The following is a 13,661-nucleotide window of genomic DNA, read 5'->3' as shown; positions in this document are numbered from 1 at the left end:
TTTTATCTATATAAAATGAACAGCAAACATAAATTATTAACTTTAATTACGGCAACAGTTGCGTTTTCTTCTTTGACTGTCGGGACTGTTTTAGCGCAAGCGAAGTTAACAAACCAATCGAAACTAACTCTCAATGGTATCGGAACAGTGCGAGTGGGAATGACTGTGAAAGAAGCGACAAGAGCTGCTGGTACAAAGTTAGTTGGTGATGCACCTAATAATAGTTGTTACTATGTGAAGCCGCAAGGGGAACCGCAAAATATTGGCTTTATGGTGGCAGGGGGACGCATTTCTAGGGTGGATGTGTATAAAAATAGTCGCGTTACTACTTTTAGCGGTGCGCGTATTGGGGATACAGAAGCGCAGATTAAATCTCTCTACCCAGGACAAATTACAGTCACACCTCATCAATACGTCATAGGTGGACATTACTTAACTTTGACACCGAAAGACCGCGCTTATAGTAACTATCGCCTAATATTTGAGACTGATGGCAAGCGTGTTACGCAGTTGCGATCGGGTAAACTGCCGGAAGTGGAATTTGTCGAAGGATGTTCTTAAAAATTCTGTAGTGAGCGGTTTACCGCTCATATCTTCGTTTTTAAGGGCTGAAGCCCTTACTACCTATAAACGAACTAAAGCCAGAGAGTAGGGTTCTAAATTAAAAGGTTTTCCCAACAACAATTGTTGAGTGATGCTAGTATTTTGTACTCCATCTGCATTTAGGTAAAAAATAGGCAAAATATTCGGGAGTTTGATTTTTGACATCCCTGTTAAAGCAAGTTCGGCAGGTTTAGCTGATTTGTTGATTAACAATAAAGAACGTCTTCCGTCAGCATTTATGACTGCCATTGCTTCTACACTGGAGCGATCGCTTTTTGTCTGCATGACTGTACCTGTTAAATACTTTACTCCCCAAGCAAATACAGTCGCGGCGGGTCGCAAACGATTTTCGGAGTCAATCATGCCGTAAATTCCGTCTTTCAAATGCCAGGAGGTTGCCATATCTACACCCGCTTCTGCTAGGTGTTTGAGTACGGAAGCAAACCAAACTGCCCCAATGTAAGTATTTTGACGCTTTTCACCAGATTCCCAAGAGTAGTTAATGTTGTATTCGCCTAGTAATAAGGGTATATGACGCTGGGGAATATATTTTTTGGTAATTGCCCGGAATTCTCGCACTTGTTGACCGTAATTGGGCGTGTAAGCCATGATTTTATCGGTGGAGTCGTTAGCATCACCGCTGGCATAACGATGCCAAGAGATAAAGTCTACATTAGAAGCGCAACTTTGCAGAAATGATGCGAGTCGGCTTGTTTCATCCCAAGTGAGGACGGGACCGCCAATTTTAATTTTGGGGTCTTTGGCTTTCATTGCTTGAGCAACTTTGTTGTAGATAAGCCATAGTTCGTCAAGCTTTCCTGCTTTGTGATAGCGCACATCTTGTTCGTTAAATGGTTCCCAATACACTATGTTGCGAGATAGACGTTGATTGAGAATTACCACCAACTCTGCACAAAAAGCTGCATAGTTGTCATATTCTTTAGGGTGTAGCAGACCATCTGGAGTTTTTTGCATCCACTTAGCCCAACTGCCGATATTTTGAATAATAATGGGTTTTTGGGGATAGGATGCATCGAAACAAGCTTTAATTTTCGCTATATCCCAGGTTTTAGTCGCTGGATTCGACCAGCGATCGCTCAATTCACCATGATGGATGCGAATTAATTTGATATTTAACTCAGATAATAATTTTTGGTATGCAGAGTCTCGCGCACGTTCGGGTGTGGTAATTTCATAATCATTAGAACCAAAGGTGTTGACTGTGGATTTAGCTATTGATGTTTGCCAATCCACACTGACTCGGACTGATTTTGTATCTTGTTGTACCTGGGAGATTGTATGCCATAGCGATGCTGCTGCGGCAGTTGATACTCCCATCAAAACCTCTCTTCGTCGCATAATGCTTATTCATTTATCACGACATCATGCAAGCGATGCGTGTAAGGTTTAACTGTAGTTTCTACGTCATTAACTACCAAAGCTAAAATTGATGCCTGATGTTGGATCAATTGTTCGAGGCTATCACGAACCAAGCTACTATGACTCATACCCGGTCGGACAACAAATAATACATTGGGAATTTGGGCTGTCATTAATGCTGTAGCAGTTGTGGAACTGACAGGAGCAGTATCAACTAGAACATAATCATACTCACCATGCGATTTGGCATCTGCTAGCGCTTGTTGAAAACGTCCCCCGGATATCATCTCCAGAATTTTGCCGTGTTGTGGGATGGCAGGCAATAAATCGAGATTACGTTCTATGGAAATGGGCGTTAGAGTATTGTTAAGCTGTTTAGTGTAACCTAATTTGTGAGTAAGTTCTGCCTGGAAAAAATCTCCATCCACCATTAGTACCCGAAAACCTAAATCTACTAATGCCCTTGCTAACCCCAAGGTAACAGTTGTTTTACCTTCACCTTCCATTGCACTGGTAATCAATAAATAGCGGTTATTTAGAGGTTGCAAGCTGACTGCGGAAGCAAGACGTTGAAAGAAGTTGACCTTTCTATCATCTAGTTTTGATTTCAGTTCAGTATTTTTGATTCGAGGAATAGAGACAACTATCGGGAACTTCATATATTCCAAGTCTTGAGGACTCAACAGCGGGTTGCGTCTTTCTAGCAGTAATAATAGGGCAATGCTGCCAATTATTCCTGCTAGTAAAGCATTCAAGACCATTAACGATAAGTTGGGAGAAACAGGCTTGCTATCAACTCTGGCTGCATCTAATATTTCCACATTGGGATAAACATCAAAGACATCAATATTAGTTTGCTGCACTTGGGCAACTAAACCTTTATAAACACCCTCTGCTACATCAACACTGCGTTGAAGTTCACCTAACCGTTCTTGTTGAGCGGGTATAGAATTTAAATTAGCTTTGAGCTGGTTTACTTGACTTTGTATTTGTTGAGCGAGACGTTGCTGACCCTTAGCTTCTGTTTCTGCCAAAATTAACTGTTCGACTAAACTGGCACGTCCTTCTCCTTGACTGTTGAGTGTGGTGTCGATAGACGAACCAGCAGCAGTTTGGCTAACTTGGCTTTGTATCTGGCTCAATAATGCTTGCTTTTGTTGCAAAAGTTCTTTAACAACAGGATGGTCATTAGTATATTTAGTACTTTGCCGCACTAAATCAGCTTCTACTTCTGATAGTTTGGCTCTAATAAATTGGTAATCTTTATTTTCACCCAAACTCAAAGAGCTAATAGCTTGATTTGGTGACATTCGCAGACGATTTGATAAAGTAGCAACCCGATTTTGACTATATTCAGCTTGGGACTGTGCCTGTAATTGAGCTTTAGTTAAACTATCAATGGTACTAACTATTGCTTTTGTTTGTTCTTGAGCGTCAACTAGTCCGGTAGACTGCTTAAACCTGGCTAAAGCTTGTTGTGCCAAAATCAAATTCTTTTTCGCGCCATCTAATTCTTTTTTGCTTAACTGTCTTTTAGATGAACGGTTTGTTTGACGCAGTTCGTTGAGTCGCTGGTGAAACAATTTTGTGAGATTATCTGCCCGTACTTTTGCCAATTCTGGACTAGAAGCGTTGATGCTAATAGAAAGGATATTTGAAGTTTCATCCGGAGTAACTTCAAATTGCTTCTTGTAATCAACTAATCTTTTGAATTCAGCTTTTTCTGGGTCTTTTGCCAGCACCCTTTCCATCAAAGTATCGCTGTTGAGAATACTCTGCTGCATATTCAATTGACTGTTCCCACCAGTCGCAGAAATATTAGAAGTACCATTTTTCAAGGAACCCAAAATGCCTAAATTGGCATCTAAATTGCCACTTGCTCCATTAACTGTAAACTGTGTTGTTGCCTTCCAAACACGGGGCAAAAACATAGCGGTGGCAACAGTTACTCCCAATACTAGTATGTTCCACAATATTAGGGGCTTCCAATGCCTGATGGCGATCGCTGCTATTTTAGCCATGAAACTAATACCAAATTATTAATTTATCAAAACATACCACTTCGGATAGATGCAAAATCTAGATTTAAAATTTTTATTTTGAAGCCTTTTATACTGAAAGTTGTTCCCAACTGGTAATATTTAACTTCTGCTGCCTTACTTCTACCAAAATAGCCCCCAACCAAACAAAAAAGAACCAAAAATAAATCGCCATCCAAGTCAAAGTAGTCGCTTGACACAATATATATAGAGCTATTAAACTCGCAAATGCTTGTTGGCAAATGCGGTTTCCCCGCATAGCAGGTTCCCAAAAGGCACACGCAGTTGAAATTATTGCTGTAATAAAAAAAACAAAGCCAAACACCCCGTGTACGTAAAGCACTTGTGCGTAGGAAGAAAATGTTCCCAAGGGAAGCTCAAATGCTCCATTTCCCCAAGACGCTGTTTTATCAACAATTCCCCACCCTACCCAAGGTGACTCTTTCCATGCATCAATAGTAGCATTAACAACATATTCTCGATCTTTCGATGAGTCAGCACGAGCGCTGTTAAAAGTTTTTAAGGGTGTATTGATTACATCTTGTAAAGCTAAACCGAAAATGGCACACAATAAAGAGGTAAAAGATGCTACCCATAAAGAACCTTGTCGAGCCAAACCACTACGGAAACAACCAATAATTATAAATACTAACGGAAAGCATATCCAAGCTAGACGACTTTGAGAAATTATCAAAGCAATTAAGTATCCTGCTAAAGCAAATTTACGCAGGCGATCGCTACTTTCACTCAAGCAAATAAAGAAACATAAAAGGGCACAAACCCCCAAAATAGGAGGGTCTGCGGTGTATAGGTCTGTCCTAGGTAAGGGAATACCAAAAAATGGCTGAATGACAGCAAACTTCACCATCAAACTGGCTTTCTCACCCGGAATTATGCGGGCTAAAGGCGGTAAAAAAGGTTCTTGAGAACCGAGCGCAAAAAGTATTACCATTTGAATAGCAAGGAGTGCTAAATAGCTTATTGCCATCCAAGATACAGCCCGCACAATCACTTTTACTCTGATGCGATGCCAAAATGGTACAGTCATGCAGGCGAATATCATCAAGTAGCCTTTAAATAAAGTAAAGAATGTGGCTGCTGTTTTCAAAGGATCGAAGCCTATTTGTTCCAACCCCAAAATATTTGTCCAAAGTGCAGCTAAAATCATTGCTAACCATGCCCAATTGCAAATTGGCAAAGAGTTTTTAATTAGCTTGTCTAGCTTAAAACCAGCAACTAGTAGAAACGCACTAACAACTGGATAGACAATAGTTTGTACTCCCAACAACCACCAAAGAGGTGTGAGTACAATAGTCCAGTAAATTATCCTTTCTGCAAATGATAAAGCTTGCAGTTTGGACTCAGATTGTTTGGAGGTAATTTTACTAGTGCGGCTAAATTCCAGCATTCTTTAAATTATTGAAGTTTTTTAGGCTAATAGTTTTGTTGGGTATCCCAACACCTGTAGATATTTTTCGGCACAAGTTTCTGAGGTAAATTGATTCAGCCAACTGAAATCTACTTTCTTAATATTGCCAGCGAGAACATTTAAAATAGCTTCAGCCATTGCCTTAGAGTCCCCAACTGGTGTTAAGTTACCATACTTACCATTTGCCAATATTTCCGATGGACCACTTTCGCAATTTGTAGACACTACTGGAGTTCCTACAGCTAATGCTTCTACAAGTACATTGCCGAAACCTTCCCAAGCAGAAGACAAAACAAAAACTGCGGCTTTTGCCATGTAAGCGTAAGGATTATCCGCAAAACCCAACATGGCAACATCTTCTTCTAAACCTAATTCGCGAATCAAATTATTCAGACTATCTTCTTCTGGTCCCTCCCCTAAAATTACTAACCGACTGCGACGTACTTGCCGCACTTGGGCAAAGGCATTTATTAAAGTAGGATAATCTTTCTGTGGATATAACCTTCCTACTGCCAAAATGACCGGCGGTTCTCCGGGTTGAAACCACGGGTGATTAACTGGTTCTTTTGCCTTTGTAAACACCTCAGGAGTTACAACTGGATTGTAAATTAAATCAATCCGCTTTCTTGGTAGGTGAGTTACATTAGCTAAGTCCTCGGCTACTCCTTGGGAAACAGCCACAATAGCATCTGCCCAAGGGTAAAAAAGTTTTACTGCTAAAGGTGTTAAACGTACTGAAAGTTGTGGAATGCGTTTTGCTTCTTGAGAAAGATTATTCTGTTCAGATACTACTATGCGTGTCGATACGCGAGCAATACGCTTTGCTAAGATGGCTATCTCGCAAGGATAGTGTAGCGTTGCCAGCATACTTACAGGACGCTCTCGCTGCAAATATTTAACCAATTTAGGCAAGATGCCAAGCTTGGATTGTGCGTTTAAATTTATAAGTCGAATTCCTGGCGGCAACTGTTCTAGTAAAGAGCCTTCTTCCTTAACAACTACCATATCAACTGTGAGTTTTTGCTGCAAAAAATTACGAGCTAAATTCAGCATTCCTCGTTCAGCGCCACCTCCATAAAGGCAACGCAAAAAAATTGCGATATCAGGCGAAGATTTAGACATGGTAATTCATTATTATTTAGGTCTATAGACGAAAGCCGCAAATACAGGAAAGGCTGATTCTATAGTATCATCGTTTTAATTATTTCCTGATTTTTTGACTATTAACATAAATTATAAGTTAATTTTTCTCCGAATAAGTAGAAAACCTTTGTCAGCAAAATCTTGAATCTTCCGAAAATATATTGGTTGAAACCTCCGCATGACAATTAAATAGGCAATTGCAAAAATAATTGGTTTAATAATTATTGGTAAATAAGAGAAACATATCATCAATATGACTGTGAAGAAAATTGGCAGAAAGCTTGGCTGTAAAATTTTTATCATTGACCATTTTAGAGCCTTACAACCTACCGACCACCAATAAAATGTCCAACCAATTCCCAATATAATTGCTACAGAAATACTGACTCCAATAATTTTTCCTTGAATTGATCCAATTACAAAACCTATTACGGCTATTGGAGCAATTATTAAGTTGACTTTGGCATTAACTCCCGGACGACCTTTGGCTTGTAACATCGAGCTAATAGCAGAGTTGACTACACGGAAGTAAGCAAATACTAACAACCAAGGGATTAATGCGGCAACAGGTGTCCATTTTTCGCCAAAAATTAGAGAAATAGCTTGCTTATCAATGATTAAAAAGAATAAAGCGTATATGGGAGTAATAAAAACAGCAATTTGCTCAATTACATTCTTTAGAGCATTTTCTTGCTGTTTATCGTCTGTCATTTGCGTAAAAGCAGACATTCCAATTTGATTGACGACCTGGCTTAAAATTACAGGTAATGCCATTGTCAATTGGTAAGCTAAATTGTAATAACCTAAGCTGGTTGTACCTAAGAGTTTTCCAACTACGAAATTGTCAGAGTTAGCATTGACGTAGTATCCCAAACTATAGCCTGTACCACCTAAGGAGTAAGAAAGTACTTCTGAACAAACTTCTTTGTCTATTTGTAACTGAAAATTATATTTAACTTCACGACGGGCGAGAATCGAAGCTATCACCCAAGAAATCATATCTCCTATTAAAAAAGACCAGTAGCTTAGTCCGAGCAGAGCGCTAACAACGGTAGAAAAAACTCGTGCCATTGAAGCTACTAAGGTTAAATTTGTCAGGCTTTGAAATCGCATCTGGCTTCTCAGGACTCCAACATAAACGGACTGATAGAAAGACAGCACCAAATTGAAGGCAAATCCAGTTAAAAGCCAAATCAAATCAGGGATGCCAAAAAACTTGGCTATCAAGGGAGATGTAGCGATAAGCCCTACTGCTAAGATTAAACCGATGCCAAGACTAATTGTGTAAGTGGTATTTAAATAACGTTTATCTTTGATACCTTTATAAACAATGAATGAAGCAGCAGTATCTTGGGCAAATAAATTTACAAAAGACCAAAAAATATAAGCTACACCAATGACACCAAATTCTGATGGCAGCAGCAATCTTGCAAGTAGCAAGTTATTAGCTAAAGCCAAAAAACGTGTAGCAAAAGCTCCATAGGTTGCCCAAAATCCGTTTTTAAGCAAGGAATTCTTACTTGTTGGTTCTGTAGGTAAAATATCAGATGATTCATCATCTATGCTTTTCATACTTCTTTTTTGGCGTACTTTGCAGAACCGAGCGATCGCCCGATCGCCAGTTTCGCGATTGCGAAGAAACGCACAGATACTAGGGTTAGGAGCGATCGCATATCCCGATAAAAAATTGACTTGTCGCAAATCAAAGCTTGGTCAATAAAATCACGCGCTGTTTCTATATCACCACCCTGAAGGCTCAACCGCGCTAAATAGCGGTACATATAAGCGTAAGCTGTTGGTAACATTGGTTCTATTAACTCTGGCGATCGTCGATAAGCACCCTGAATGACCTGTTCACCACAAATCCGCATTTGCATGAGATTAAAAGACAGTCCAGAAGGACGAACGCGGTAGTAGCATAAAATACGCTTCTCTCGATAAAAACCCCACTTCTGCGTTGCTGCTATCCGCAACCAAAAATCCACATCTTCCCAACTGCGTAAGTCTTCGTCAAACTCCCCAACCTCATCCACCAAACATCGACGAAACACTCCATTAGAACCGTGTCCGACGAAATTTTTGCACAACAAAGCCAACATCAAATTTGAATGTATTGGTTTGCCGCTCAAGCTAATAAACGTTGGTCGTCCATCGTCGCGAATTGTCTGCGAAGCACTGTAAACCACTCCAATATCAGCATCTCTATCTAAGCGATCAACATGAGTTGCTAATTTATCTTTGTGGTAAACATCATCACCATCCAGCAAGGCAATATATTTACCCCGCGCATGACGGATGCCATAGTTGCGTGCAGATGACAAACCCCCGTTTGATTTCTGCAATAGTTGAAAGCGTGAATCTCGCTCTTCAAATTTTTTCACTATAGCTGCCGTATCATCGCTAGAACCGTCATCAACTACCAATACCTCAAAGTCTGAAAAAGTTTGTAATTCGAGTGAAATCAGCGTTTCTTGAATGTAGCCGCTAACATTATAAGCGGGGACTACAACACTAACCTTTGGTGTAGTAAGCATTATTAAGATCCTTCAAACTCCAAACCACAAAAATTAGCTATCAAATACAACTTTCCCAATTTCCTTATCTAAAAGGTCTAAAATCCTACTGTCTTTACAGATGTCGAATTTTCTCGCAAAGTGAGCGTCGCTTTGTATTATTGCATTATAATCATTTGTTGTTAAAATTGCGGGACGCCCATTCCGACTTTGAGAAAAATCATAGTAGCGCTTATTATCATTACATAAATTGAATAATCCACTATTAACTAATATTGTTTGTAAAAAAGATTCATCGGCTACGCATACTCCTTTGTAATATTCGACTACTTCTGGATGGTTTTGACAAAATTGGTGCAAATATTCTACACATTTTCTCGATAAAGTAGTAAAAAAAGAACCTCCATAAAAAACAAAGTCTTTAATCAATAATGATAATGCTCTCACACCTAACATGTCATATGCCAAATTTATTCTGACAAAAGGCTGCAAGTAATTTATTATTTTCACTGGTGTAAGTAATTCCTTTACCCAATTTGGTAATTTTGTCAGGGAATTAATTTTTTTATATCTAAATAAATAACGGCTTGTAGCTTCTTTGATATTCCAATGGCTTTCGGGTGAAAAAATCTTAAAATATTCTATAAACCCATCATAATTAGTTTCAGCTAAAAAATTCTCAATCTTTGATATTGGTTTGATGGGATAATCCTGACCAGAAAGGTAAATTAACCAATCATAGTTAATTTGGTTATCAATCAACCATTTGATAGCATCGAGATAAGATTGGAGCAGCACAAAATCGCCACGTCCACCCTTACCTGTTAATACTTGAACGCCAGAGTTTTGTAAAGTTGTCACATCCAATTCACAACTTGAAAAATTATGACTAACAATAACTTGAGCCTCAGGACGGGATTTTTTTATAATATCAATTAATCGATAAATTTGCTGAGGATTTATATGACTCTGTATTAAGTAACAAACTTTCATAATTTTGTCTAATCAGCTTTTATTAATGGCTGGAAATCTAGTTGGTGAGACGATAATATTTACTTGCTATGAAGTCAGTTCTTGACAATGAAATTGACATTTAAGCAAGTTTAATATTATTTACTGAAAGGATATTTACATAGTAGCTCGGCAAGAGCATCGCATACCATGAAATTTTTATTTTTCACTGACGCCTGATTTTTTCAATGCACCATAATTAGTGAGAAGCGAAAAGCTTTTGCACCACTGATTGTGACTTTTTTTAAATAACGCGGGTTATGTCTTTTGATGAGCGATAAAGTCTAACTCAACAAGGAAATACTGAACACTAGCGCCAAATTTTTGGCTACAATTAATATTCTACAATTCTAGATATCCTCTGGGAATTATTCACTCTTTAATCATGTTTTCTTCTTGACATACACACATGTAGTCAACGAACATGCTAATTGGATGATGTAGTGCAGCGCTGAATCAATAAAATGAATATTACCTTCACTCGAATTATCTATCTATATTTGACGTGAGTTCTACTCGTAGTGGTGATGCATTAGACATTGCTAAAGCAATATGTAATGCAAAAGCTGGATTTCCTAACAAATAGCGAGCTGCTAGGCGTTTTGGTTCGCGAGTGAGACGATAGAGCCACTCAAAACCCATATTAGATATAAAATGCGGACAATCAGAGACTACTCCAGCCATGCGATCGATAATCGCTCCACCAAGCATGATGGCATTAACCTGTAAGCTGCTGCGATGCTTTTGCACCCAAGATTCTTGAATTGGCATTCCCATGCCTACAACCAAAATATTCGGCTTTACTTGATTGATTTGCTCAATTACAGCTTGATTTGCTTTTGGGTCTTCTTTGTCGAAATAGCCGTGATGTCCAGCAAAACAAACACTCGGATACTTGACTCTCAAGCGCTCAAGGGCAGTTTGTAAATATTCCGGCTTCGCTCCCAGGAAAAATACTGAAAACTTATGTTTATTGCAACTTTCCAAGACTTTGGGCATTAACAATGTGTACGAGGCTCGGTAATCTAAGGGTAAATCCAACCCCATATAAGCGATCGCCCTTAATATTCCCACGCTATCACAGTTAGCAATTTCTACACTTTGCAAAAACTCGTAATACCACGGCAATTGCATCGATAAGTTAAAGCTGTGGATATTGTAATTCGCTACAATTATTTTCTTGCCTTCAATACATGCCCTCTGAACTGCCTCCACAATTGCAGGGATAGTCATACAATTTATCCGCCGTTCCAATAAATACACTGTAAAAATTGGTCTTTTATTTACAGTAGTAGCATTTATTGCCTTGTTCTGTATTATTGCAGATTGAATTTTGACATTGTGAAAATTACGTGGACTTGAGTAAGGAAAAACCCTAATTCCACGCAAGAATTTACTTACCAATTGTGTCATGAGATGCTATTTGATTGTTGAAAAACGGCATCGATTCAGTAGAAGCACCCATGCATACATAAGTATGTTACATTAATCTGTTACCTAATTATATAAATTTTATAAATTATATGTTAATTTTTTATAAAGATAATAATATACAAGAGATTTATCCGGAAATTAGGTTTTGAACCTTGTTTGACAAGACTTTGATACTCATTTGGGCATATGTCTAAAGTATTATTTCGACTTTTCATGAAGTAAATTGCATCGTCTGTTTCTGAAAAAGTGTTTGAGAAACGAGAGTAAGGCAATAAATACTATTTAATACTAAGTAAATAATGTTTACAAAGTGAAAAGTGAACTTCTAGTTCTATTAGTTAATGAGTGCTGAAATTATGTCCGGGATGGTAAACACCATCCCTATTTTTTATCTTTCTATTTCGTCTACTGCTTTGGGAACTCCCGCAGTCAACACTTCATGTGCTGTGGGTGTAACTAAAACATCATCCTCAATGCGAATACCAATACCAACCCAACGGGGGTTTGTTTCTGGTTGGTCTTCTGCCAGTTTGGTATCTGGAACAATATAAAGTCCTGGTTCTACTGTCAGCACTTGACCTGGTTGTAATATCTGCGGTTTATCGTCACCATGTTGGTAAACTCCTACATCATGCACATCTAAACCTAACCAATGACCGGTGCGGTGCATATAATAAGGTTTGTATTTTTCTTCTTCGATTAACTTGTCAATTTCACCAACAAGAATACCGAGTTCAACTAAGCCTTCGGTGAGGACGCGCACTGCTGTATCATGAATTAATTTGTAGGGGTTGCCTGGTTGCACTTGCGCGATCGCTTGTTTCTGTGCTTCTAATACAAGTTCATACAGTGTCTTTTGTTCAGCCGTAAATTTACCACCTACCGGAAATGTCCGCGTAATATCCGAGTTGTAATAACCATACGCACAACCAGCATCAATCAGCAGCAATTCGTTATCTTGCATTTGCCGATTATTTTCGATATAGTGCAGCACGCAAGCATTCACACCAGAAGCGACAATTGAAGGATAGGCAGGTCCTGTCGCACCTCGTTTTCTGAAAATGTGTTCGATTTCTGCTTGAATTTCATACTCGTAACGACCGGGTTGGGTAAATGCGATCGCGTGATTGTGTGCTTCAACCGCAATATCGGCAGCTTTTCGCATTAATTCCAACTCAGCTTGACTTTTTACCAATCTCATGCTGTTTAAGATTGTGCAAGTATCTTCAATCGCGATTGGTCCGGTACCGCGTTTGGGATAAGTGCGTAGTAAGCTTTGGTAATGTTTGAGGATAGTGTCGTTGAAAGAGCGATCGCGTCCTAAGTGATAATAAAGGCGATCGGCTTTTTCTAAATACTGCGGCAATTTTTCATTTAATTCAGCGATCGGGTAAGCTTCATCCGCACCGTAAATTTCCTTCGCTGCATCCACCCCGCAGCGATAACCACTCCAAACTTCCTTTTCTCTATCCTTCGGTTGCACAAACAATATAAAGCGGTGTTCTGCGTGATGCGGTGCTAAAACCGCTACCGCTTCCGCTTCGTTAAAACCAGTCAGGTAGAAAAAATTGCTATCTTGGCGATAAGCATATTCTACATCATTATGCATGACTGAAGCAGTAGCACTGCGAAATATCGCAGTACCATTGCCAATTTTTGCCATCAACTGTTCGCGACGCTGCCGATATTCTGCTTGCATGGTTACTTGATAACTCAAATTCTCGTGGGAAGTACGTGGGCAAAGTTAAGCCTAGATATATAAGTTATTGTTTTTTTACAAATAAGGCAACACAGCTAAGTTTGATTTGTGTCTTTATATTTACCTACTTATCTTAACTCTTGGCAAGTACGGACTTCATATATCGCGAATGCGCGATTAGTCATGACTTGAATTTCTTAGATAAAACTGTTATGTAATGTAGAGATTTTTTTGATAAGTATTTAACAAAATGAATTTTGCCAAAAGTTCATATTTAACGAAAAAATATTTACATATATAATAGTGTAAAATCGACAAATCATAACACTTATAAATAAAACATTAAACAACCAGAAAAGTGTTTAAATAACACTTGAATTAACTTGAAGAAAGCAGCTAAAACTTTATGA

General features: G+C 38.8%; 10 protein-coding genes. 1 reads left to right on the top strand and 9 read right to left on the bottom strand.

Annotation, left to right across the window (positions count from 1 at the left end):
• Positions 1-15: 15 nt before the first annotated feature.
• Positions 16-561 (top strand): hypothetical protein, encoded by a 546-nt coding sequence (locus tag PI95_RS09790; RefSeq protein ID WP_039738010.1) that lies wholly within the window; start codon positions 16-18, stop codon positions 559-561.
• Positions 562-624: 63 nt separating this feature from the next.
• Here PI95_RS09790 and PI95_RS09785 read toward each other — a convergent pair whose 3' ends face one another.
• The 9 genes from PI95_RS09785 to PI95_RS09745 form a co-directional block, all read right to left on the bottom strand.
• Positions 625-1,962, bottom strand: a complete 1,338-nt coding sequence (locus tag PI95_RS09785) for a GH39 family glycosyl hydrolase (protein WP_039738009.1) — start codon at positions 1,960-1,962, stop codon at positions 625-627.
• 5 nt (positions 1,963-1,967) lie between these two features.
• Positions 1,968-4,004: a GumC family protein gene (locus PI95_RS09780; RefSeq protein ID WP_039738007.1), complete on the bottom strand. Its 2,037-nt coding sequence runs from the start codon at positions 4,002-4,004 to the stop codon at positions 1,968-1,970.
• 88 nt (positions 4,005-4,092) lie between these two features.
• Positions 4,093-5,430 carry an O-antigen ligase family protein gene (locus PI95_RS09775; protein WP_039738005.1) on the bottom strand — a complete coding sequence of 446 codons (1,338 nt, stop codon included), beginning with the start codon at positions 5,428-5,430 and terminating at the stop codon, positions 4,093-4,095.
• 21 nt (positions 5,431-5,451) lie between these two features.
• Positions 5,452-6,573 (bottom strand): glycosyltransferase, encoded by a 1,122-nt coding sequence (locus tag PI95_RS09770; protein ID WP_039738003.1) that lies wholly within the window; start codon positions 6,571-6,573, stop codon positions 5,452-5,454.
• 111 nt (positions 6,574-6,684) lie between these two features.
• Complete coding sequence (locus tag PI95_RS35775) at positions 6,685-8,166, bottom strand: oligosaccharide flippase family protein (protein WP_052324679.1); 1,482 nt, start codon at positions 8,164-8,166, stop codon at positions 6,685-6,687.
• Entirely contained in the window at positions 8,163-9,128 is a 966-nt protein-coding gene (locus PI95_RS09760; RefSeq protein ID WP_039738002.1) for a glycosyltransferase family 2 protein, read from the bottom strand. Before PI95_RS09760 ends, PI95_RS35775 begins: the two co-directional genes overlap by 4 nt.
• Positions 9,129-9,161: 33 nt before the next feature.
• Complete coding sequence (locus tag PI95_RS09755) at positions 9,162-10,100, bottom strand: beta-1,6-N-acetylglucosaminyltransferase (protein ID WP_039737998.1); 939 nt, start codon at positions 10,098-10,100, stop codon at positions 9,162-9,164.
• A gap of 504 nt (positions 10,101-10,604) precedes the next feature.
• On the bottom strand, positions 10,605-11,531 hold the full coding sequence (locus tag PI95_RS09750; protein ID WP_163518751.1) for a WecB/TagA/CpsF family glycosyltransferase: 927 nt from the start codon (positions 11,529-11,531) through the stop codon (positions 10,605-10,607).
• Positions 11,532-11,940: 409 nt separating this feature from the next.
• The gene (locus tag PI95_RS09745; protein WP_039737996.1) at positions 11,941-13,251 is read right to left on the bottom strand and encodes an aminopeptidase P N-terminal domain-containing protein; all 1,311 of its coding nucleotides are present in this window, start codon (positions 13,249-13,251) and stop codon (positions 11,941-11,943) included.
• Positions 13,252-13,661 lie beyond the last annotated feature (410 nt).

The sequence above is a fragment of the Hassallia byssoidea VB512170 genome (assembly GCF_000817785.2).
In the GTDB taxonomy this organism is placed as follows: domain Bacteria; phylum Cyanobacteriota; class Cyanobacteriia; order Cyanobacteriales; family Nostocaceae; genus Hassallia; species Hassallia carrinoi.
This window is presented reverse-complemented; position numbering and strand designations above follow the sequence as displayed.